This is a genomic window from Sphingomonas arabinosi, from assembly GCF_036663715.1.
Taxonomy (GTDB): Bacteria; Pseudomonadota; Alphaproteobacteria; order Sphingomonadales; family Sphingomonadaceae; genus Sphingomonas.
Genome location: NZ_JAXOJN010000018.1, coordinates 1 through 21,196, shown reverse-complemented (window position 1 = coordinate 21,196; position 21,196 = coordinate 1). Strand labels below are relative to the sequence as shown.

Annotated in this window: 17 protein-coding genes; 9 read left to right on the top strand and 8 right to left on the bottom strand. The window is 61.2% G+C overall.

The genetic code is table 11. The features are described 5' to 3' along the window. Window positions 1-11: 11 nt before the first annotated feature. Window positions 12-3,512 (bottom strand): DNA polymerase III subunit alpha, encoded by a 3,501-nt coding sequence (gene dnaE, locus U1708_RS18640; RefSeq protein ID WP_332747585.1) that lies wholly within the window; start codon window positions 3,510-3,512, stop codon window positions 12-14. A gap of 105 nt (window positions 3,513-3,617) precedes the next feature. On the opposite strand from dnaE, the gene U1708_RS18635 reads away from it, so the two are divergent. Further along, window positions 3,618-4,211, top strand: coding sequence for an HdeD family acid-resistance protein (locus U1708_RS18635; protein WP_332747583.1), 594 nt, complete (start codon window positions 3,618-3,620; stop codon window positions 4,209-4,211). A 223-nt stretch (window positions 4,212-4,434) separates the two neighbouring features. Here U1708_RS18635 and U1708_RS18630 read toward each other — a convergent pair whose 3' ends face one another. The 5 genes from U1708_RS18630 to rsgA form a co-directional block, all read right to left on the bottom strand. Then, on the bottom strand, window positions 4,435-4,914 hold the full coding sequence (locus U1708_RS18630) for a glutathione peroxidase (protein ID WP_332747582.1): 480 nt from the start codon (window positions 4,912-4,914) through the stop codon (window positions 4,435-4,437). After that, window positions 4,911-5,507, bottom strand: a complete 597-nt coding sequence (locus U1708_RS18625) for a GNAT family N-acetyltransferase (protein ID WP_332747581.1) — start codon at window positions 5,505-5,507, stop codon at window positions 4,911-4,913. Before U1708_RS18625 ends, U1708_RS18630 begins: the two co-directional genes overlap by 4 nt. Further along, window positions 5,504-6,217 (bottom strand): ABC transporter ATP-binding protein, encoded by a 714-nt coding sequence (locus U1708_RS18620; RefSeq protein WP_248522956.1) that lies wholly within the window; start codon window positions 6,215-6,217, stop codon window positions 5,504-5,506. The genes U1708_RS18625 and U1708_RS18620 overlap by 4 nt, the downstream gene beginning before the upstream one ends. Then, a complete protein-coding gene (locus U1708_RS18615) occupies window positions 6,210-7,460 on the bottom strand; it encodes a lipoprotein-releasing ABC transporter permease subunit (RefSeq protein ID WP_332747580.1) in 1,251 nt (416 codons plus the stop codon). The genes U1708_RS18620 and U1708_RS18615 overlap by 8 nt, the downstream gene beginning before the upstream one ends. 529 nt (window positions 7,461-7,989) lie before the next feature. Continuing rightward, window positions 7,990-8,982 (bottom strand): ribosome small subunit-dependent GTPase A, encoded by a 993-nt coding sequence (gene rsgA, locus U1708_RS18610; RefSeq protein ID WP_332747578.1) that lies wholly within the window; start codon window positions 8,980-8,982, stop codon window positions 7,990-7,992. 323 nt (window positions 8,983-9,305) lie between these two features. Here rsgA and U1708_RS18605 point away from each other — a divergent pair, with 323 nt between their 5' ends. The 6 genes from U1708_RS18605 to U1708_RS18585 all read left to right on the top strand — a co-directional run bounded on the left by U1708_RS18605 (window position 9,306) and on the right by U1708_RS18585 (window position 14,631). Further along, on the top strand, window positions 9,306-10,481 hold the full coding sequence (locus U1708_RS18605; RefSeq protein WP_332747575.1) for a tyrosine-type recombinase/integrase: 1,176 nt from the start codon (window positions 9,306-9,308) through the stop codon (window positions 10,479-10,481). After that, window positions 10,451-10,846 (top strand): helix-turn-helix transcriptional regulator, encoded by a 396-nt coding sequence (locus U1708_RS20760; protein WP_443030082.1) that lies wholly within the window; start codon window positions 10,451-10,453, stop codon window positions 10,844-10,846. Before U1708_RS18605 ends, U1708_RS20760 begins: the two co-directional genes overlap by 31 nt. Continuing rightward, complete coding sequence (locus U1708_RS18600) at window positions 10,843-11,436, top strand: hypothetical protein (protein WP_332747574.1); 594 nt, start codon at window positions 10,843-10,845, stop codon at window positions 11,434-11,436. The genes U1708_RS20760 and U1708_RS18600 overlap by 4 nt, the downstream gene beginning before the upstream one ends. Next, entirely contained in the window at window positions 11,433-11,669 is a 237-nt protein-coding gene (locus tag U1708_RS18595) for a hypothetical protein (protein ID WP_332747573.1), read from the top strand. Before U1708_RS18600 ends, U1708_RS18595 begins: the two co-directional genes overlap by 4 nt. Before the next feature lie 11 nt (window positions 11,670-11,680). Beyond that, window positions 11,681-11,962, top strand: coding sequence for a hypothetical protein (locus tag U1708_RS18590; RefSeq protein WP_332747572.1), 282 nt, complete (start codon window positions 11,681-11,683; stop codon window positions 11,960-11,962). A gap of 164 nt (window positions 11,963-12,126) precedes the next feature. After that, a complete protein-coding gene (locus U1708_RS18585; RefSeq protein WP_332747570.1) occupies window positions 12,127-14,631 on the top strand; it encodes a VapE domain-containing protein in 2,505 nt (834 codons plus the stop codon). A gap of 13 nt (window positions 14,632-14,644) precedes the next feature. Here the strand turns inward: U1708_RS18585 and U1708_RS18580 are convergent, their stop codons facing one another. Further along, complete coding sequence (locus tag U1708_RS18580) at window positions 14,645-17,479, bottom strand: TrlF family AAA-like ATPase (protein ID WP_332747567.1); 2,835 nt, start codon at window positions 17,477-17,479, stop codon at window positions 14,645-14,647. 741 nt (window positions 17,480-18,220) lie between these two features. Here U1708_RS18580 and U1708_RS18575 point away from each other — a divergent pair. Next, window positions 18,221-18,772: a hypothetical protein gene (locus U1708_RS18575; RefSeq protein ID WP_332747566.1), complete on the top strand. Its 552-nt coding sequence runs from the start codon at window positions 18,221-18,223 to the stop codon at window positions 18,770-18,772. A 675-nt stretch (window positions 18,773-19,447) separates the two neighbouring features. Then, complete coding sequence (locus tag U1708_RS18570; RefSeq protein ID WP_332747564.1) at window positions 19,448-19,972, top strand: helix-turn-helix transcriptional regulator; 525 nt, start codon at window positions 19,448-19,450, stop codon at window positions 19,970-19,972. 900 nt (window positions 19,973-20,872) lie between these two features. On the opposite strand, the gene U1708_RS18565 is transcribed toward U1708_RS18570, so the two are convergent. Further along, complete coding sequence (locus U1708_RS18565; protein WP_332747561.1) at window positions 20,873-21,064, bottom strand: DUF6771 family protein; 192 nt, start codon at window positions 21,062-21,064, stop codon at window positions 20,873-20,875. Window positions 21,065-21,196 lie beyond the last annotated feature (132 nt).

Sequence of the window (21,196 nt, the reverse complement as noted above, 5' to 3'; positions counted from 1 at the left end):
CTCCCAAGCTGTTATCCGACCAGAGCGAGCCTCGTTTCCGAGGTCTTCAGCTCGACCTTGGCCACACCGTGCAACGACTCGATGTGCTCGACAAGCTCTCCGTCGAGCAGGAAGTCGCGGCCGAGCAGGATGCAGACCTCGCCATCGGGGAGTTGTGCGCGGACTCGCACCTCGCCGCGGGCGCCGCGATGCTCGGCGAGCAGTGAGGCGAGACCGGCGAACGCGCTCATGTCGGAGATCGTCACGACCACCTGGAAGCGGGCGAGGTTGGCGAGGCCCTCGAACGGCTGGATGCGCTTGATGCTTACGCGCGGCGTATCCTCGCCGGGCTTGCGATCGAGTTCGACGGTGATCAGGCCGCAGCCGCCGGCCTTGGCCGCTTCTTCGAGATCGCGCGAAACCTGTTCGTCGAAGCAAGTGGCCATGAACTGGCCGCTGGCGTCGGAGCATTGCGCCATCATGAAGCGCTTGCCGCGGGCCGACGTGCGGTAACGCGCGTCCTCGACCAGCACCGCCATCGTCGCACCGGCGCGGCTGCCGTCGTCAGGGATATTGAGCTCGGACAGCGCCGTGTAGGCGCGGGCGCCGTGGCTGTTGGCGATGTGGCGGTGGCGATCGACCGGGTGCGCGGAGAAATAGAAGCCGAACGCTTCCTTCTCCTGGTCCATACGCTGGCTGAGCGTCCAGCGGACCGAGGGGGGAAGCTTGATCGCGTCGCCCGCGGGCTCGGCGTCGCCGAACAGGCCGCCCTGCCCGCTGGTCTTCTGTTCGTGCGTGCGCGCGGCGATCGCGAGGATGGTTTCGGCGGTGGCGTGGATGCCGGCGCGGTTGGGCTCGAACGAGTCGAAAGCGCCGGCGGCGGCGAGTGTTTCGAGCTGGCGCTTGTTGAGGAGCCGCGGGTCGACGCGCTTGGCGAGGTCGTCGAGGCCGGCGAACGGGCCGTTCTGGACGCGCTCGACGATGAGCTTCTCCATCGCGCCTTCGCCGACGCTTTTCAGGGCGCCAAGAGCGTAGCGGACGGCGAGGTTGTTCTCCTCGACGTCGGGCAAGACCTCGACGTCGAACTCGGCCTGGCTTGCGTTAATGCAGGGCGGCAGCGCGGTGATCCCCAGGCGGCGCATGTCGTCGGTGAAGATGGCGAGCTTGTCGGTCTGGTGGAGGTCGTAGCACATCGACGCCGCGAAGAATTCGTGCGGGTGGTGCGCCTTCAGCCATGCGGTCTGGTAGGCGAGCAGCGCGTAGGCGGCGGCGTGGCTCTTGTTGAAGCCGTAGCCGGCGAACTTGTCGATCAAGTCGAACAGCGCGTTCGCCTCGGCCTTCTTGATGCCGTTGACGCTCAGGCAGCCCTCGACGAAGCCCGCGCGCTGCGCGTCCATCTCGGCCTTCACCTTCTTGCCCATCGCGCGGCGCAGCAGATCGGCGCCGCCGAGCGAGAAGCCAGCGAGGACCTGCGCGGCCTGCATGACCTGCTCCTGGTACACGAAGATCCCGTAGGTCTCCGACAGGATCGGTTCGAGCAGCGGGTGCGGGTAATCGATCGCCTCGGTGCCGTTCTTGCGGCGGCCGAACGAGGGGATGTTGTCCATCGGGCCCGGTCGGTAGAGCGACACGAGCGCGATGATGTCGCCGAAATTGGACGGGCGGACGGCGGACAGCGTGCGGCGCATGCCCTCCGATTCGAGCTGGAACACGCCGACCGTGTCGCCCTTTTGCAGCAGCGCGTAGACGCCCGCATCATCCCATTCGAGCGCGTCGAGATCGACGACGATGCCGCGCTTGGCGAGCAGCTGCACCGCCTTCTGGAGCACCGACAGCGTCTTGAGCCCGAGAAAATCGAACTTCACGAGGCCCGCGCCCTCGACATATTTCATGTCGAACTGCGTGACGGGCATGTCGGAGCGCGGATCGCGGTACAGGGGCACGAGCTGCGCGAGCGGCCGGTCGCCGATCACCACGCCGGCGGCGTGCGTCGACGAGTGGCGCGGCAGGCCCTCCAGCTTCATTGCGAGATCGAGCAGCTTCCGGACGCCGTTGTCGTTGGCGTATTCCTTCGCCAGTTCACCGACGCCGTTCAGCGCGCGTTCCAGCGTCCACGGATCAGTCGGGTGGTTCGGCACCAGCTTGGCGAGGCGGTCGATCTGGCCGTAGCTCATCTGGAGCACGCGGCCGGTGTCCTTGAGCACTGCGCGCGCCTTCAGCTTCCCGAAGGTGATGATCTGCGCGACCTGATCGCGGCCATATTTCTCCTGGACGTAGCGGATCACCTCGACGCGGCGGGTTTCGCAGAAATCGATGTCGAAATCGGGCATCGACACGCGTTCCGGGTTCAGGAAGCGCTCGAACAGCAGGCCGAGCTTGATCGGATCGAGATCGGTGATCGTCAGCGACCAGGCGACGACCGAGCCGGCGCCCGAACCACGGCCCGGACCGACCGGGATGTCGTGGTCCTTCGCCCATTTGATGAAGTCGGCGACGATCAGGAAGTATCCGGGAAAGCCCATCTGGACGATCACGTCGACCTCGAACGCGAGGCGCTTGCGGTAGACGTCGCGCCAGCCGTCCTCGCCCTCGCCGTGGAGTTCGGTGATGCGGGCGAGGCGCGCTTCGAGGCCTGCTTCGGCGTCGTCGCGGAGGAGCTTGGCCTCGCCCTCGATGTCGCCGGCGAGGCTGGGGAGGATCGGTTTCCGATACGGGGCCATCACCGCGCAGCGCTGCGCGACGACCAAGGTGTTGGCGATCGCCTCGGGCAGGTCGGCGAACATCTCGTGCATGACCTTGGCCGGCTTCATCCAGGCTTCGGGGCAGCTGCGGATGCGGTCCTCGGTCTCGACATAGGTCGAGTGCGCGATGCAGAGCATGGCGTCGTGCGCGTCGCCGAATGCGCTCTCGGTGAAGCAGCACGGGTTGGTCGCGACCAGCGGCAGGTTGCGCTCATAGGCGATGTCGATGAGGTCGTTTTCGGCTGCCATCTCGGTGGCGTCGTTGCGGCGCGAGAGCTCGATGTACAGGCGGTCGCCGAACAGGCCTTGGAGGCGGTCGAGATACGCGCGGGCGCGGTCGGGCTGGCCTTCCGCGAACAGCCTGGCGAGCCCCCCTTCGCCGCCTGCGGTCAGGGCGAGCAGGCCTTCGGTGTGGCGTTCGAGTGCGGCGAAATCGACGTGCGCGGGCATCTCGATCGGGCGGTCGAGATGCGCCATCGAGACGAGCGCGCAGAGATTGTCGTAGCCCGTCATGTCCTGCGCGTAGAGCGCGATCCAGTCGAACGGGGTGGCGACGCCGTCGGGCATGTCGGGGCGGCTGACGCCGAGCATCACGCCGATGATCGGCTGCACGCCGTCCTTCTTGGCGGCGTCCGAGTACGCCATCGCCGCGTAGAGCCCGTTGCGATCGGTCAGCGCGGCGGCGGGGAAGCCCAGCGCGCGTGCCTGCTTGGCGATCGCCTTGGGATCGATGGCGCCGTCGAGCATGGTGTAGCAGGAGAAAACGCGGAGGGGGACGTAACCGGAATGCATCGACCAGAGGTAGGCGCTGCGGCGTGATTCGACCAGCGGGGATGAGTCCGATCGGAACCGTGGACACGACGAGCCGTTGCGGCGGGGACTTCTGGGAGCTTTATCATGACCGATCCACGCGGGCGCTTTGCCCAGACTGAAACGACGGCGGCGGGGACGCCGCGGGCAGGCGCTGGCTGGGGGTGGATCCTGGCTTACGGCGTGCTGTCGGTGGTGCTCGGGATCATGGCGTTCGTGTCGCCGTTTTCCGCGACTTATGCCGCGACGCTGGTGATCGGGGCGTTTCTCATTGCGGCCGGGATCGTGTCGATCGTGTCGGGGTTTGCCGGCAAGGGGCATGAGGGGCGCGGCTATGCGATCGGGTTCGGGCTGGTGTCGCTGGTGATCGGGCTGATCATGGCGTTCGAGCCGGCGACGGGCGCGATCTCGCTGACGTTGCTGATTGCGGTTTGGCTTGGTGTTCGTGGAGCGTTGGAGATCGGGCTTGGGGCGCGGTTTCGTCGGGGCAAGGGGTTGATGATTGCGCTGGGTGTGGTGAACATCGTGCTGGCGGTGATTGTGCTGGCGACGTTGCCCTGGTCGGCGTTGACGTTGCCGGGGTATGTGTTGGGGATCAGCTTTTTGTTTGGCGGGGTGGCTTCGATCGCTTTGGCCTTGGCGCATAAGAAGGGGGCGCCGGCGTTTTCGGTGACCGCGTAAGTTGTTCTCCCGCGAAGGCGGGAGTCCAGTCTGGGCCCCCGCCTTCGCGGGGGGACAAGCTTGGGTTGGAATTGAGCCACCCCATCCCTTACGCACCACCCCGGCGAAGGCCGGGGCCCAATTGGAAGGGTTGCAGTAACGGAGCGCAGCGGTCTTCACTGCCGTCCCCCAATTGGGCCCCGGCCTTCGCCGGGGTGGTGGTCTGGAGTGGTGCCCTTATGGGTTACAGCAGCTTCTCGATATCCTTGCGGATGTCCTCGGGCTTAGTGGTCGGAGCATAGCGATCGAGGACTGTGCCATCCCGCCCAACCAGGAACTTGGTGAAGTTCCACTTGATCGCCTTCGACCCCAGCACGCCTGGCGCATCCGCCTTCAACCGCTCGAACAGCGGGTCCGCCCCTGCCCCGTTGACGTCGATCTTCGCAAAGACCGGGAACGTCACGTCGTACGTCAGCGTGCAGAAATTCGCGATTTCCTCGGCATCCCCGGGCTCCTGCGCGCCGAACTGGTTGCAGGGAAACGCGAGCACCTCGAAACCCCGATCAGCATAGTCCCGGTGCAACGCTTCGAGCCCCTCATATTGCGGCGTGAAGCCGCATTTCGAGGCGGTGTTGACGATCAGCAGCACCTTGCCGCGATACGGTTCAAGCGCCGCGGCGCTGCCGTCGGCGGTCTTCACGGTGAAGTCGGTGATCGCGGTCATGGACGGTCCTCGTTGCGGGCCAGCAGATACGCCAAATTCTGACGCACGCCCGGCCATTCGTGGCGGAGGATGCTGTAGACCACCGTGTCACGCAAGCGGCCGTCCGCCATCACCTGGTGCCCGCGCAGGACGCCATCGCGCTTGGCGCCGAGGCGTTCGATCGCGCGCTGGGAGTTCTTGTTGAGTGAATCGGTGCGAATCTGGACGCATTCGCAGCCTAGGACGTCGAACGCGTGCGTGAGGAGCATCAGCTTCGCCTCGGTGTTGACGCCGGTGCGCTGGACGGACTTGGCGTAGAAGGTGCCGCCGATCTCGAGCCGCTTGTTACCCTCGTTCATCCGCATGAACCGCGTGGTGCCGACGACGGTCCCGCCAGCCACCACCGCGAACAGCTGCGCCCGCCCGAAATCCTGCTCCCGTAACGCCGCAGCGAGCCAGCGGTCGGGTGCCTTCATCATCGACACGTTGGCGTAGAACGTGTCCCAGAGGTTGTCCGCCGACGCCGCTGCGACCAGCGCGTCCATGTCGTCGGCTACCAGCGGGCGGAGCGTGACGTGACGCCCGGTGAGCGTCGGCGTCTCGCCCCAGGTCACGCCAGCCGTCCCTCGTGCAGCCGCAGCACGCGGTCCATGCGGGCCGCGAGCCGCTCGTTATGCGTCGCGACGACCGCTGCGGTGCCCTGCTCGCGGACCAGGCGGATGAACTCGGCGAAGACGATGTCGGCGGTATGCTCGTCGAGGTTGCCGGTCGGCTCGTCGGCCAGCACCAAAGCCGGCTTGTTAGCGAGCGCGCGGGCAACCGCGACGCGCTGCTGTTCGCCACCGGAGAGCTGGCTCGGGCGGTGCGTGAGGCGGTGGCCGAGGCCGAGCTGGGTCAGCAATTCCGCCGCCCGCCGGTCCGCCTCGGCGCGCGTGGCGCCGTGGACGAGCTGCGGGAGGACGACGTTCTCGGTCGCGTTGAAGTCCGGCAGCAGGTGATGGAACTGGTAGACGAAGCCGAGGCTGTCGCGGCGCACGACGGTGCGCTCATGCGCGTTGAGCTTAGCGGCCTCCGTGCCGGCGATCCTGATCGATCCCTGGAAGCCGCCCTCGAGCAGGCCCACGGCTTGCAACAGCGTCGACTTGCCCGACCCCGATGGCCCCAGCAGCGCGACGATTTCGCCCGGCGCGATCGCGAGGTCGACGCCGCGGAGCACATCGATGGTCGCGCCGCCCTGCGTGAAGCTCTTGGTCAGCCCGCTGGTCTGGAGGACGTAATCGTCGAACTTCTCGATCTGGCGATCGATTTTGAGGCCTTCATTCATAACGCAGCACCTGCACGGGGTCGGTACTCGCCGCTTTCCAGGCCGGATAGAGCGTTGCGAGGAAGCTAAAGACGAGCGCCATCAGCGCGATCACGACGATCTCGACGGGGTCGGTCTTCGACGGCAATTCGGTTAGATAGCGGATCGAGGGATCCCAGAGGTTCTGGCCGGTGACGAGCTGGACGAAGTTCACCACGCCCTGCCGGTAGAACAGGAAGATGAAGCCGAGCACGAGGCCCGCAACCGTACCGAGCGCGCCGATGGTAGTGCCGACGACGATGAAGATCCGCATCATCGAGCCGCGCGTCGCACCCATCGTGCGCAGGATCGCGATGTCGCGAGTCTTGGCGCGGACCAGCATGATCAGCGACGACAGGATGTTGAACACCGCGACGAGGATGATGATCGACAGCACGGTGAACATTGCGACTCGCTCGACCGCTAGCGCCTCGAACAGCTGCGCGTTCATCGTCCGCCAGTCGGCGATCACTGCACGCCCGCCGATCTTGTCGGCCAGCGGCTTGAGGATCTCGGCGACCTTGTCCGCATCGACCGTCTTCAGCTCGACCATGCCGGCCGCGTCGCCCATCAGGAGGAGCGTCTGCGCGTCCTCGATCGGCATGATGATGTATGCCTTGTCGTAATCATAGACGCCGATCTCGAAGATCGCGCCGACGGTGTAGCTGACGATCCGCGGGACGGTACCGAACGGGGTGGTCTGGCCTTGCGGGCTGAACAGCGAGATGTCGGAGCCGACCTGAGCGCCGAGCGATTCGGCAAGGCGTGAGCCGATCGCGATGCGGCCGCTGCCTTGCGTGATCGACTGGAGCGAGCCCATGATCACCTTGTTGCTGATCGTCGAATTGCGGCGGATGTCGTCGACGCGCATCCCGCGCACCAGCACTGCCTCGGCGCGTCCGTTATAGGTGGCGGCGAGCGGCTGTTCGATCAGCGGCAGCGCGCTGGTCACGCCGGGCGTCTTCTGCGCCTGCGCGACGATCTCGCGCCAGTCGGGAAGCCGGTTGCCGACGCCCTGCACCACCGCGTGGCCGTTGAGCCCGACGATCTTGTCGAACAGCTCGGCGCGGAAGCCGTTCATCACGCTCATCACGATGACCAGCGCGGCGACGCCGAGCATGACCGCGACCAGGCTGATCGAGGCGACGAGGAAGATGAACGCCTCCCCCTTGCCCGGCAGCAGATAGCGGCGGGCTATCATCCGTTCGTAGCGGGACAGGATCATGGGCGGCCAGGTTCGATCGTTAGGGAAGCAGTGTAGCGGCTCTAGGACGCGGCCCGTTGCGAGGCAACTGTCGGGCCCGTGTGTCAGCCGCGGCGCGGCGGTGTGGCGTATCTCGCATCGAGGCGAATTGGTCCCGATCCGGCAGTGTCTAGATTGGTCTGTTGCGCAATCGCCACAGGCGCAGTTCAATCGTGAGACGGCCCGCGCAAAGACCGTGACAAAATCCATGGACATAACTAGCAACAAACTCGCTGAGACACAGGCAACGGCCGTGGTTCGGGGACTGCTTTTCCGCTCCGTCGCAAGACGAAGAGCGAGGGCAAAAAATGGGGGCTGACGAGCGATCGTCACGCAGGCGCCCGGATCGGCAAACGGTCCGGGCGTTTGCTTGTCCGGCATAGTTCACCGAAGCGATCTATACTTCATCAGATCTTGAACTGTCGTCGTAGCGGCCTCGGCAATACTTATGCGGTGCCTTGATGCTCGCACGGCCTCGATCACTTTGGAACGTCGAAGCGCGGTGCGGTCGTTACCGCACCCGACGCTTCGTCAGCCGTGACGCGGCGCCGTTTTCCTCCGCGTTGAGCTTGCGCCAGCGGTCGAAGCGGTCCGGCGCCAGCGACCCCCCCGCGATCGCCGCCTGGATCGCGCACCCCGGCTCGACGCCGTGCGAACAGTCGGCGAACCGGCACTCCTGCGCCAACAGCGTAATATCGTCGAACACCTCGGCCAGCCCGGTCGCGGCCTCGGACAATTGCAGCTCGCGCATGCCGGGCAGGTCGAGCAGCCAGCCACCATCGTCGAGCCGGTGCATCTCTCGCACCGTCGTCGTGTGGCGGCCGGTACCGTCCTTCGCACGGACCGCCTGCGTCCCGATGCTGTCCGATCCGCGCAACGCGTTGACGAGCGTGGACTTGCCGACGCCGGACGAGCCGAGGAACGCAACGGTCTTGCCGGGCCCACACCATGCCGCCAACCGCCTGACGTCGGCCCGGTCGCGACCATCGACGGTTTCGACGAGCAATCCCGGCTCGATCGCGCGCGCCGCGGCGGCGAACTCTTCGGGAGTTTCGGTAAGGTCGGCCTTGGTGAGGACTATGACGGGGTGCACGTCGACTTCGCGCGCCAGCACGAGATACCGCTCGAGCCGGGCGATGCTGAAATCCTGATTGCACGATGCGACGATGAAGACGGTGTCCACATTGGCCGCGATCATCTGATCTTTTCGCGGATCCGCCGGTGAGCGCCGCTTGAACAGGTTCATGCGGCGAAGGACGCGCGTCGCCTCCTGCGTGCGATTGTCGACGAGCAGCCAGTCGCCGACCGTCGGATGATCGTCGCCGGGCTGGGCGCCGGCGATGTAGGGCGAGACGAAACCCTGCGATTCGGCGCCCGACACCGCGATCTTGCCACGGTGCACCGCCATCACGCGGACGGGGTGGCAGTGGAGAAGCTCGTCCTCGGAAAGCTGGTCCGCGAAATGCACAGTCCAGCCGAGGTCTGCCAAAGTCTGGTCGGTCATAAGCTTGGCGCGGTATCTTTCCTGGCGACGCGGCGGCGGTCGTACCGCCTAGGGTCTAGGCCGCGACGAAGGGCATTGCCATCGCCCTGTGCACAAGCAGCCGCGCAATGGCGGAGCGCCTGACGGCGGATATCCGATGCTGTCGTAAATAAATGGCGGAGAGGGTGTCCGTCGAACCTATCGTATGACACCGTATGGTTACGTTGATCTGAACTCCGCTACTGGCTTGATTGTGCATGATATTTCTAGCCTCTTCGTATTATAGCGTATGATGAGGATGTGCTAAAGAGGCCGCCGAATCAGGGCAGGATATTGGGGCAGAGATGGCCAAAACGAACGCACTCACGGCCTTGGCGGTGAAGAACGCTAAAAATAACAGCCGGCTTGCCGATGGGGGTGGCCTTTATCTTTCCACGACCAATGGCGGGAAGCGCTGGACCTTTATTTATCGATGGGACGGCAAGCGGCGAGAAATGGGCTTGGGCTCTGCCGCCACGGTAAAGCTGGCTGACGCGCGGACCCTGGCTAGTGCCGCTCGCGACCATCTTGCCGCTGGAGTCGATCCCGTTGCGGGCCGGGAAGCTGCGCGGACATCGGCGGTCATTCCGAAGTCAGCGACGTTTGCCACCTATGCGGAGGATTACATCTCGTCCGTCGAAAATGGATGGCGGAACGAGAAGCACCGGCAGCAATGGCGCAGCAGTCTGAAAACTCACGCTGCCAGCCTTTCAGGTTTAGATGTTAATGCGATCACTACAGACCATGTCTTAGACGTGCTTCGTCCGATCTGGTCCGACAAACCAGAAACCGCTGGTCGCGTTCGCGGCAGGATTGAAAAGATCTTGAACGCGGCGAAGGCCCGTGGATTACGAAGCCGTGACGCCGCAAACCCTGCGCAATGGCGTGGCCACCTGGATATCCTGCTACCGCTTAGGTCCAAGCTGTCACGCGGACACCATCGCGCGCTCCCCTACTCCGAAATGCCGTCGTTCATGCAGATGCTTACTGGCCGTCCTGCGATGGCGGCAAAGGCACTCACATTTCTGATTCATTGCGCGTCCCGATCGGGCGAAGTCCTTGGGGCTCGCTGGGGAGAGATTGAGGGTAGCTTATGGACGGTACCGGCTGACCGCATGAAAGGTGGTCGACCGCATACGGTGCCGCTCTCGAACGCAGCCCATCATCTGATCTCAGGAATGGATCGCGGAAAACCCACGGATTTCGTTTTCCATGGTGGAGAACCAGACCGTCCGATGTCGAACATGGCCATGGCCATGCTACTGCGGCGAATGAAAATGGACGTCACCGTTCATGGTTTTAGATCGTCCTTCAAAGACTGGGCGTCCGACGAAACTAGCTACCCCGACGAGCTATCCGAGGAAGCGCTGGCCCACGTGATTGGATCTGCCGTTAGACGTGCATACCGCCGTGGTGAGGCTATTGATCGCCGCCGCAAGTTGATGGACGAATGGTCCGACTACATTCTTCAATTCAACTGAAAGTTGAAATAGTCGGTGGAACTGGTCAATGCACAATCAACTTGCCTCGCTTCCGCGAAGCCTTGCCCACGGATATTAGGTTGAACAAGGCCGGGGGTGTATGTCTCCGAATCGGAAACCCGAGTCGGAGAATCGTCATGACCACTACTTCGCAACCATGGAAAGACATTGAGCCGCGGGGGCCATACTTGCGCCCTGCTCAAGCCGCCGCGTTCTGCGGCATCTCGAAACCCACACTATATGAGATGGTAAGAGCGGGAACCTTCCCTGCGCCGGTGCGAGTGCATCCGCAGGGCAAAGCGACCGTCATTCCCCAGGCTTGGCTGGAAGCCGTATTGTCGGCCCGCATGAGGGCAGCAGCATGAGCCCGCAGGAGCAGGTTAAGAACCTGCAGAACAAGCGCGCCACGGCAAAGGCCACGCATGACGCCAATGCACTAGCAATCTCTGCCGATGATGCAGTGCGGCTAGCCAACGCGGAAGCCGACGTGCTGGGCCTAACCCGCCCCGAAAAGCAGATGTCAGACGCTAAACGCGCTGAACTGATCGAAGCGCAAGCAGCCTGCGTTCGGATCATGGAGTTCGTCGACAAGCAGCTACCAGGCGCCCTGCAGGACGTAGAACATGCCCGAGCCGAACGGCGGCGGGCGCAAGGCCAGCACGTCCGGTCGGAGGTGGTGCCGCCGTTGCTCGCTGCCGCTAAGGAAGCTGGCGCGCTGTTTGGTCGAGCACTCGCGAGTCTCGCCGCTGCTGAGGACTATGCGCTTCGCCTGCACAGCCGCCAGGCCACGGCATACGTAGAAGGCAACGCGTCCATGCTTTGCGCCGCCATGAGTACGACCGCGGGGCAGAATATCTTCTGCGACGCCGGCCCCGGACGAGGCGCGTGGGATTGGGCAGGCTACTCTGAAACTACTGCCCGGATCGAGGAAAAGATTCAGGAGATCGAAGCATGACTCAACCAGTCAAAAGCGATGCGGCTACGCTGCTAGCGCTGAGCAGCCAGATGGGCCTGCAAGGCTTCGAAGGCACGCCCGCGAAGGCAGCAAGTGAACCAGATACGCAACCAACGGCGACCCCGAAACCTACGGCTGCGGCGAATAGCGACCACGCCGACGCCTCGACCGTCATGGCGCTCGCGAAGTCCGCACGCCTGCAGTGCGTTTCCGACGACGCAGGTGTCCTGTGAGGCCGCGCCGCATGATCCCGTGGTCCATCTGGCAACGTCGCCTTATTGCCGATTTGCAAGTGGACGGCATGCCGTTGGAGTTAGCCATGCAAATCGGCAAGGCCGAAACAGTGCATCGGCAGCGCATCAGTCGTTGCATCGGTTGGCGGGCAGCCCGTGCAGCCAAAACGGATTTCCTCGTCGACGGCGACCAGGTCAAGGTCGTGATCATCGGTGGCCTCGCGGGAGTGTCTGCTGCGCAGCAAGAGCGGCTTTTTGCCCTGCCGAACCTGTCACCGATGGTCACGCCGTAAGGCGCCAGTCACCCAAAAAAACAGAAAGCCGGAGCGAGGATCAATCCGCTCCGGCTTCCCTGGATTCTGCGAATCCGTCCACACGGAAATACATAGCAGATTCTGGGCCTGACACAAGGCTTAGTTGTATTATGTCTACCGTTCCAAGTACCGCACATCAACCAATGCTCGACGCTATTGGACCTCTCTGCGCTGCCGGTGTAGCGCTTCACTGGTTGCACCCGAAATCTAAACGCCCGATTGGCGAGAAGTGGTCGGAAACAACTGTTGCATCGCTCGACCAGCTTCGCCGATCCTATGCTCCAGGTAACAACGTCGGCGTGCGACTCGGTGAACCGTCACGCCTCGCAGACGGCTTCCTGTACGCGATCGATCTGGATATTCGAGACGCCCAACTGGCTGATGAAGCATGGGCAGCGTTCTCTAACCTGTTCCCCGACGTCCGGCGCGAGGATCTGCCGGAAGTCCGGTCGGGCAGCGGCGGCGAGTCCCGCCACCTCTATTTCATCAGCGATGCGCCATTTCGCTCAAAAATGCTCGCCCACAGCGAAGGCAAACACCGCGGTCCGGACGGCGTATGGCATTGGGATTGGGAACTTGAGCTATTCGGGACCGGTAAGCAAACAGCAACGGCTCCCTCGATCCATCCGGTCACCGGGAAAGCCTACACCTGGGTCCGCGAGTTCGACTTCGACGCTTTCGAGCAGCCGTTCATTCCGGCCAGTCACATCGAGTCGCTCGGCGCAATAAACACCGACACGTTCGCGTTCGAACTGCGTGAACCGCTGGAATTTCGCCCCGGCCAGTTAGAGGGCGACCTTGACCTGATTCCGGTTTCCGATCTGCACTATGATGACTGGATACGTCTCGGCCAGGCGCTGCACCACCAGTTCGGCGGGTCGCAGGAAGGCTTGGACCTGTGGGAGAAGCACACCCGCCGGTCGACGAAGTTCGGCGTCAAGGAAACCCCTGAGCAGCAAATCCGCGAGATGCGGGACATCAAGTGGCGCTCGTTCGGTAAGTACCGCGGCAACCCCGTGACGATGGCGACTGTGCGGGCGTGGGCGCAGGCGGAGCGGCAAGCTGGTATCATGGCCGAACTTGAGGATCTGCCGGACGACGATTTAGAGCCAGAAACCACCCCACAGACGGCACCCTCATTGTTCGACGACTACAGTGAGTTCGAAGACCTTTTGAACACTGCGCCGGCACCCCAGCCGACTATTACAACCGACGAGGACGTGTTCAGTATCGGCGTTGATACGCCTGCACGCGATGATTGGAAGACGTTACTCGCCTATACCGATAAGGGCATAGTCGCGAACTTGCCCAATATCGAACTGATCATGAAAAACGATCCGCGGTTTAAGGGTCTGTGTCAGCGCAATGAATTCACGCAGGAAACCGTTCAGCGTACCGCGCCAGGACATAAGTCGAAGTCGCGCGCAAGCGCTGCAAAGGACGCCCGGCAGCTAGTTGGGCCGGTTTGGCAGGTGCGGGATACGCTCAACGGTGAGGCTTGGTCGAGCGATCGCGACTACGCCGTGCGGTCGATCATCGAGACGCCCAAAACCCAAGGAGGTTACGCCATAAAAGTTTCTGATCGCGATCTTAAGGCCGCGACGGTGCTGGCCGCGCGGGAGAACGGCTTCCACCCAATCCGGGAGTACCTGGAAGGGGTAGCGTGGGACGGCGTCGAACGGATCGACCGCCTTTTCGTCGACTATCTGGGATCTGACGACAACGTCTACACTCGTCAGGTAGCGCGACTGATGATGGTTGCAGCCGTCGCTCGGGTTTTTGAACCGGGATGCAAATGGGACCATGCCGTCATTCTAGAAGGTGCGCAGGGCGTCGGAAAGTCCACGTTTATCCGAATACTCGGGCGTAATTGGTCGGTCGAACTCGACGGCAACTTCCATGATCAAAAGAGCATGGTCGAAAAGTTACAGGGCGGGTGGATTGTTGAATTGCCCGAACTCTCTGGCTTCCTCAAATCTGAGGTGCAGGACATTAAGGCCTTCATCAGCAGGCAGTCAGACAAGGTCCGTTTGGCATATGATGCACGCGCGCAGGAGTTTCCGCGTCAGTCGATTCTCATCGGAAGTACGAATACCAGGGAATATTTGCGCGACGCTACCGGCGGGCGCCGCTTCCTGCCCATTGAATGCCACGTCAAGGACATCGACAACGCTCGGTTCCGCAAGGAAGTCGACCAATACTGGGCCGAGGCTATGTCAGTTTATCGCAGCATGCATGCGAAACTAGAGAGCACAGCAGCTGGGTTGCCACTCTACCTAACCGGCGAAGCCCTTGCCCATGCCTCTGGCCTCCAGGAATCCCGCCGAGTGGAAACCGCTGAAGACGGACTTGTTGGCCGAATCATGGGTTGGCTGGATAGCCCGGTTACCAGTGTCAGTATTGATGAAGATGCTGTCCCACAATTCCGCAACGTTACTTGCGCGCAAGAATTGTTTCGGGCGCTAAGAGTTGACGATAACACGATCTTGCTCGCGTCTGTGCAGCGGGCAATCGCCATGGTGCCGGGCTGGAAGAAGGGCGAAGGAGCGAACGCACGCCACATCTTCCCCCTGCCGATCGGTCGTCAGCGACACTATGAGCGCGTCGGTTCGCTAGGTCGCCTGCAGCCCCTCGGCCCCCTACCCTGAGGATCTATGGGGATCAAAAACTGTATTTGCGACCGCGCAGTTCGAATGCTGCTTGCCCGCCCTCCATTGTTTCCGTGACCGCATCGCGCACAGAAGGCGTCTCAATGGCGCCATCCACGTCGATCGCGATGCGATTGCTTTCTACTTCGGAATCTTGATCGACCGATCCCGCCTTTAAGGCAACGATTTTGTCAGCGTCGCCGTTGACTACAAAATTCGGATTGTGAGTTGCGAACACAAGCTGACGACGGCGTTTCGTCCGCTGAAGGAGCCGGGCAATCTCCATTACGACACGGTTGTCGAGGTCGTCCTCTGGTTGATCAATGATCAGCGTGCCTGCTTCCTGCGTTAACAGGAGCTGGAGCAACGCGGAAGCTTGTTGGCCGGGTGAGGCTTGGCCGAAAGGAATGTATCTGCCCGCATCTCGATACTCGAAGGCGATGAAAGGCGTGGCGGTCGCGGTCAACATGCGAACGATCGCAGAGTCGTCTATACGGCTATATATTCCGTTGAGCTGCTGCGCGGTTAGCTCCCCAAACAGGTGACCACAAATTAGCTGACCGGTCGGCTCGGTGGCTCCGACTGTTTTGGCATCGGTCTGGAGCTGGTGCTGTCTAACTTTCAGTATCGCGTCGACGAGAATGGTCCAGCTATTTTCCGTACCATTTGCCGCAATTTCGGCCACCCGGTCTTCGCACCGCGCCGGTAGGTCTCGAATTCGAGATCCTTCGCAAATCGTCAGAATTGCATGCTGGTACTGCTTCGGACTGCCCTCAAGCATAACGGATCCCCGAAGTGCGCCGTTTGACATCTCTACAACTCTTACCGCGGCAGTCCGAAGCATTTCACTAAACTCGCTAATTTTTTCAGCAAGGGCGAAGCGCGCGGCTCCCAGACCTGTGATCGCATGTCGAAGTCCGTCGATCCGGACCACGCTGCGCCGCTCAGCGGCCAGTGTAGATTGCAATTCAATTGCTAGTCTTTGCGCCTCATCTATGATGGATCTAACGTGCTCTTGAAGCTCGATCGCAACAGCATGCTCGTGAAAAAATTCGTGTGTTTGCTGTTCTACGGCATCGAACTGTACATTCTGCACCAGGTCAAATTCTTGCACGGCGTCGATAGCCAATGCTAGGGCGGCTTCAACTTTCGCCTTTGTCTCAGAACCAAAAGTGACCACGGACGAGAGGCCGACAAATCGATGCAACAGCGGTTGCCATGGTTCCATGTCTAACGATTTTAGATGGTCGCGGGCGCGCCTGAGTTGGACGAGATCGTTAACGAGGTGCTGGCGGGCTTCTTCGATAAGTCGCGAGGCAAGCGCATAATCTGGGGCTGAGTCGAGCAGATCTCTATGTCCGGCGCTAAGACCAGCCTCGTTGAGACGGCTTCTCACGGCCTCAATCCGGAGTCGGAGGTCACTCGCCGCCGCTGAATTGGCCGAGAGCTCCGCTTCCGCTACCCAGAACTCCACTGCCTTCTGGTAGGCGGAAGCGACATCGCGCTTAGCGCTTTCAATATCGCGTTCAATTAAGCGACGTTGGTCCGCGAATTCAGCGGCCGCGATGCCGGTGATTTGTTCTGCGGTCCGGCCTCGGTCCAGAACGATCGACGACAGTTGACGCTGGTAAAAGGCCCGGGCACGAAAGCGCTGCTGGGCATCAGCAACAGTTAATTGGATCTGTCCGTTGTCGCCATCGACTGTTATTGTCTCACGACTGGCACCCGAACGGCGCCACGTCTCCCGCACGCCGTCGCGCTCGAGGGTGATCACCACCTCTCCATCCGCCAATGTTTGCGAAATGAGTTCTTGGTCTCGTTCGCGATAGCTGTCCTCGCCCGTGACAACATCGGCTGAACTGCGTCCCAGGCCAAAACGAAGGTATTCGAGTATCGCCGACTTGCCGGAGCCGCGGCCGCCGATCAACGCGTTGAACCCATCATTGAATGACATCGCAAAGTGCGGCCCGGTGAGCGACGAACTTACGCGAATTTCAAGGATGCGTTGGCTAGGCAGCGCCGGTTGCTCGTAGGCGATCCTCGCCTCGTCTGCTAGGACCGCTTGACGGATCGCTTCGGCGCTAGGTTCACCAAGACGCATCCAGCAATCGTGCACTCCGAGCCGCCCAAAATCATTTTGGCGGTTGTCGCCCGTTGGAATGACGCCGCGCCGACGCGTGCCCCACTCAATGGTCTCGCCGTAAAGCTTCCGTTTCGCAGAATCGCCCAACCGATCGAACCGGTGATCAGTGTAGACGCCATCAAATGGCAGGTTAGCGAAGCGTGGCGCAAATCCTTGCCGTATGATGGTCTTGTGGCCGCCGTCACTGCCGTTTGGCAGGACGATTGCGGCCGCGGCGATAAGCGAGTCACTAGCTATGCTCGCTAAGAACTCTCTGAGATCCTTGCCGCAGGGAACCGTTTGAGGAGCCTTTGCGGCGTTGTTGTCGGGTTCGGCCACATTAAGGTGACCACCGTATAACCGGCCTACTGTAGCCGGAGGCGTGCCGCTGTCGAATAAAATGAGGCATTGTGAGGAGTCGCCGCAGGTTACCTCCATACCCGGGAAGAGCCAGAGAAGATCACCCGCGCCGGCGCGTTCAATCGCTTCCCGAACGTAGGGAGTGAAGCAGGCGTCGTGGTGGTCGGTCAGTGCAATGGCCCCGAATTTTCCGTCGAGGCATTGTTGAACGAAGCGATCGGCCCAATCCGCGCGCACCGCTTCCAACTCCGCGGTTCCACCGGCAAGGTTCGGACTGCCCTGCCATTGCGCATCCCGCGGGGTGTGGATCTGGAGGTCTGTTCTTTTCCACACCGCTCCTGGATGCATCCCCTTAGCGTAAGTCACTCGCCTTTTCCCCTTTCCCAGAAGCTAGCGGGTGGCCGTCGGGGTGGGAAGCTGATCAATTTACTCGAAAAGCTCCATCTTCGGTTGTGGCTGGCGCAAGATTCAGCGACGCATTGATGCCGTACATTTCCATAAACTTAAAACTGAGTGGACAGCGTGGACAGCGCAATTAATCCTGTCCACGCTAATATCGCGAGAAATCTGTTTATTTCCATGGGTTTGGACAATCGGGACAGCCGGGACAGGGAATATCCCGCCAGACCCGCCGTTGCTGCGCTACCCACACACGCAGCGGCCCACCACGGTATTGCCCCTTGCTCATTACCTTATTTTCCCAACTCCAAATATACTGTCCATTCTGTCCATCTGTCCTAATCGTTGGTTTCAAACGGTTTTTTCGGGACAGGCTCAATTTCACGCTGTCCCATCTGTCCCGAAGGCACGACAAGCGCGATAGTGGCCGACGAATTTCTGCATATTGCTTGGAAGCTGGTTTGGAATCGGTTGGAAACAGGGACTCCGCGTCCCGCGCGGACGGCTACGGACGCTGGAAAGTCCCTTGAGCGGATTGCATGTGTCCGTGCACGTCCGTGGACGTTCCGAGCCGTGACAGAGTGGCAAGGCTACAGTGACGTCGCCTCAGCGCTAATCCGCAGCCTTGACCTTGATGGCTGCCCGTGTCCGTTATGCCCCGCCGGCGTTGTGCCGCGCAGGCCCGTCATTCCAAGGTATCTGCCGACAATGCGCATTCCTTCTGACACACTGGACCAAGTAGCGACCGAGATCGGGCGATCGTCGTACTGGTGGGCCAACATCGAGCACACGCTGCAAAGCCTCTGCGTTAACCTGGCGAGGTTTGCCGACGAGGATCTCGACAGCGAACCGGTCTGGTCCGTCCTCGGTACCATTCTGTCGCATATGGATGTCCGACAGCGGGTAGCAGTCGCGAAGGTGCTGGCAGCACAAAGCGTTGATCCAGACCTGTACGGTCAAATCGAACGCCTGTTGAACACCATCGACAACGATCTGCGAAACGAGCGCAACCGCTTTGTCCACGATCACTGGCAAACGGACGGCGATGCGATTGTGCGACGGAAGTACGGTGCTCGCGTGACCCGTCCTCAATCTCGCACCCTAGCGATCACGCAGAGCACCGACCGGATGTACGACAACGTCGCGGAGGTTGCGCAGTTCAGCGGTCGGGTCGCATCTGCATTCGATCAGCTAGCCATTTTGGATCGTGAGCTTGTCGACCTCCATGAGGAGATCTGGCCAGCGCAGCCGATCGACTAAGGCATAGCTTCTCATGCCTGCGAAGCCGCCCTTGGCAAGTCCGAGCAGTATCACGGCAGGAATTGCTAGCGCGTAGAAGTGCCAGTCGGCGATCATCACGGTTCGGTAGCCGGTTTGAACGGTCTGCCAAACCGGAGGGTTAGGCGTGGGGCTGCCGCTTGTCTGCACGCGATTCTGAGCCGATGCTAGCGCCGCTGAATACGAGATCTTTCCGTTCGCGCGTTCAGCGCCGCCAACTTTCAGGCAGATATGGCGGCTTGTTCATACCGGCAAAGCTTTCATGTACGAAAACCATGGGATATGCGCCGACCAACGCAACGACCATCGCGGCGATCAACGCAACGACGATTGCGGCGAATATCATAAGATGATCGCAACCTTTGAGGGGCATGACTGTTGACAGATGTGAACACCGCGCTAAATATGCAGCTATCAGGTGGCTAGGCCAGCTCACCCGGATAAGCACATTGAAGGCGCTGTCGCTTACGCAGAACTCAATGGCTGGTTAGTCAAAATGTCTAACGGACATGCATGGGGGCGCCTTTGGTGCCCTTTCCATGACCGTGATGGTTGTCAGGTTAGTGTCTGGTCTACGCCCAAGAACGCCCAGAACCATGCAAAGGCTCTCATTCGCGCCGTGGACCGGTGCCCACATTTAGAGAAGGAGGATGAACAGTGAAAACTTTTGAATTCACGATCATCGCCTCTGGCTTCGATCCAGAAGCTGACGACTACGAAAACGCCCTGTTTGAAGCAGGGTGCGATGATGCGACCCTCAGTGTTCAAAAGGGCGTGCTCATCGTTGAATTCGATCGTGAATCGGTGTCCTTCTCGCGGGCAGTGGCTTCCGCTTGCCAGAATGTAAAAGACGCTGGTCTGACTGTCGAACGCGTAGAGCCGGATCATCTCGTCAGCCTTAGCGAAATTGCCGAACGGGCTAACCTAAGCCGCCAAGCAATTTCGCTGTACGCGAAGGGAGAACGCGCGTGTGGGTTTCCTGCGCCAGCCGTTAAGGTCACATCGAAGCATCCCCTTTGGGACTGGGGTGATGTCGCGAACTGGCTGTACAAAAAATCCTATCTCGATCTCGAAACTGTAATTCAGGCAAAGATCGTAAAGGAAGCAAACGTACACATCGCTTCGCTCGACGTGGCACATGACGGCTTTTTAAAGCGTTTAGAAATGTGTGAGGCTACCTGAATTTCTCGGTAACGCGCTTGTCATCTGGCAAGCTTCCTAACGCGTGATACCTTCTGCGAACTCCGCTACGCCTCGTCAGCGGAGATCGGCTTGCGCGCGGCTATCTGTACCGGCTTGGCAATGACAGGGCAGTCAGATGGCCAGCGACGTGTAACGCGTCGGCCCTTAGCGACCCTCGCGATCGGGACCGCATCCCCTGCTTGCCGCCAAGGACGTGATACGCGCAGCGCGGATTGAAGCTTTCAAATTTTTCAGGTCCGTCAACTAGGCTGGACTGATGTTTATGATGCGTTCTGCATAGAATGGCGGATTTCTGCCGAAAATAAATTTCCGTTCCCCATCCGTTCCCTTGACCATCTCGAACCCCGCAGAAGTCCACGCGTTGCGGCGCCAGTGTTCGATGAAGCCCCCGTGCGACGCGACGAGTCGAGTAACCGTTAGGGCCCGCGCCCTCTTGTGTCCTAACAAAGCATCGGTACACATGGTGGGGTTGCGTTCGGAGACGGACCCAATCGCTGGTAGCTCCAAACTGCCAGTGCAGCATTGATTGCCCTCTAGGGTTCTCCAACGATCTGGGGTCCACACCCGACCGTTCTTCCAGGGGCAATCAATGCTGATCGCCAGCCTATAAGCGATCTTTGCCCGCCGCAATGCTGTTTCCAGACCGCTAGCGAAATAGCACAACGGTTCAGCGTATTTTTCGCCGAAAACGGGCAATCGGCGGTAACGGGCAAACAGCCGCTGTACTATCCGATTCATCATAAGCTGCATGGCCGCCACGGCACTCATCGCCTTCGCGTTCGGGTGTCCGATCTGCCAGCACCATGGCAGCGCGCCCCAAGACAGCCTGGGATGAACGGCCAACTGGTCGTGCTGTGTTCTTCAGCCACTTCTGCAGCATTACCACGGCAGCGGCATCTGCGCGCCGTCAGCGTTCACCGGCTGGAACAGGCCGCCATACACGCGCTGCGCGACTTCCAACTGGGCCGCAGCCCGCAACCTTTCGTCCGGCGCGGTTAGGCCTATCAACGCCCACGCCGGCGCACCTTCGATGAGCAAGGCGATCCGTTCGGCGGTGATCACGCCGCCCATCAGACGTAGTCGGTTGAGAGGTGGTTCTAGGAATCTGAACAGCGGGGATAAGTGGATTGCCGATCTGACAGCGGCCATGCTGGCCGCGAAGAGGAAGCAAGATGAGCAAGCGACCCCGCCGGAACCACAGTC

Bases quoted from the DNA above. Each gene is read 5' to 3' on its own strand.
- U1708_RS18605 (WP_332747575.1), top strand. From the start codon at position 9,306: ATGGCCAAAACGAACGCACTCACGGCCTTGGCGGTGAAGAACGCTAAA.
- U1708_RS18600 (WP_332747574.1), top strand. From the start codon at position 10,843: ATGAGCCCGCAGGAGCAGGTTAAGAACCTGCAGAACAAGCGCGCCACG.
- U1708_RS18585 (WP_332747570.1), top strand. From the start codon at position 12,127: ATGCTCGACGCTATTGGACCTCTCTGCGCTGCCGGTGTAGCGCTTCAC.
- U1708_RS18575 (WP_332747566.1), top strand. From the start codon at position 18,221: ATGCGCATTCCTTCTGACACACTGGACCAAGTAGCGACCGAGATCGGG.
- U1708_RS18590 (WP_332747572.1), top strand. From the start codon at position 11,681: ATGATCCCGTGGTCCATCTGGCAACGTCGCCTTATTGCCGATTTGCAA.
- U1708_RS18630 (WP_332747582.1), bottom strand. From the start codon at position 4,914: ATGACCGCGATCACCGACTTCACCGTGAAGACCGCCGACGGCAGCGCC.
- U1708_RS18565 (WP_332747561.1), bottom strand. From the start codon at position 21,064: ATGGGCGGCGTGATCACCGCCGAACGGATCGCCTTGCTCATCGAAGGT.
- U1708_RS20760 (WP_443030082.1), top strand. From the start codon at position 10,451: ATGGTCCGACTACATTCTTCAATTCAACTGAAAGTTGAAATAGTCGGT.
- rsgA (WP_332747578.1), bottom strand. From the start codon at position 8,982: ATGACCGACCAGACTTTGGCAGACCTCGGCTGGACTGTGCATTTCGCG.
- U1708_RS18615 (WP_332747580.1), bottom strand. From the start codon at position 7,460: ATGATCCTGTCCCGCTACGAACGGATGATAGCCCGCCGCTATCTGCTG.
- U1708_RS18635 (WP_332747583.1), top strand. From the start codon at position 3,618: ATGACCGATCCACGCGGGCGCTTTGCCCAGACTGAAACGACGGCGGCG.
- U1708_RS18620 (WP_248522956.1), bottom strand. From the start codon at position 6,217: ATGAATGAAGGCCTCAAAATCGATCGCCAGATCGAGAAGTTCGACGAT.
- dnaE (WP_332747585.1), bottom strand. From the start codon at position 3,512: ATGCATTCCGGTTACGTCCCCCTCCGCGTTTTCTCCTGCTACACCATG.
- U1708_RS18595 (WP_332747573.1), top strand. From the start codon at position 11,433: ATGACTCAACCAGTCAAAAGCGATGCGGCTACGCTGCTAGCGCTGAGC.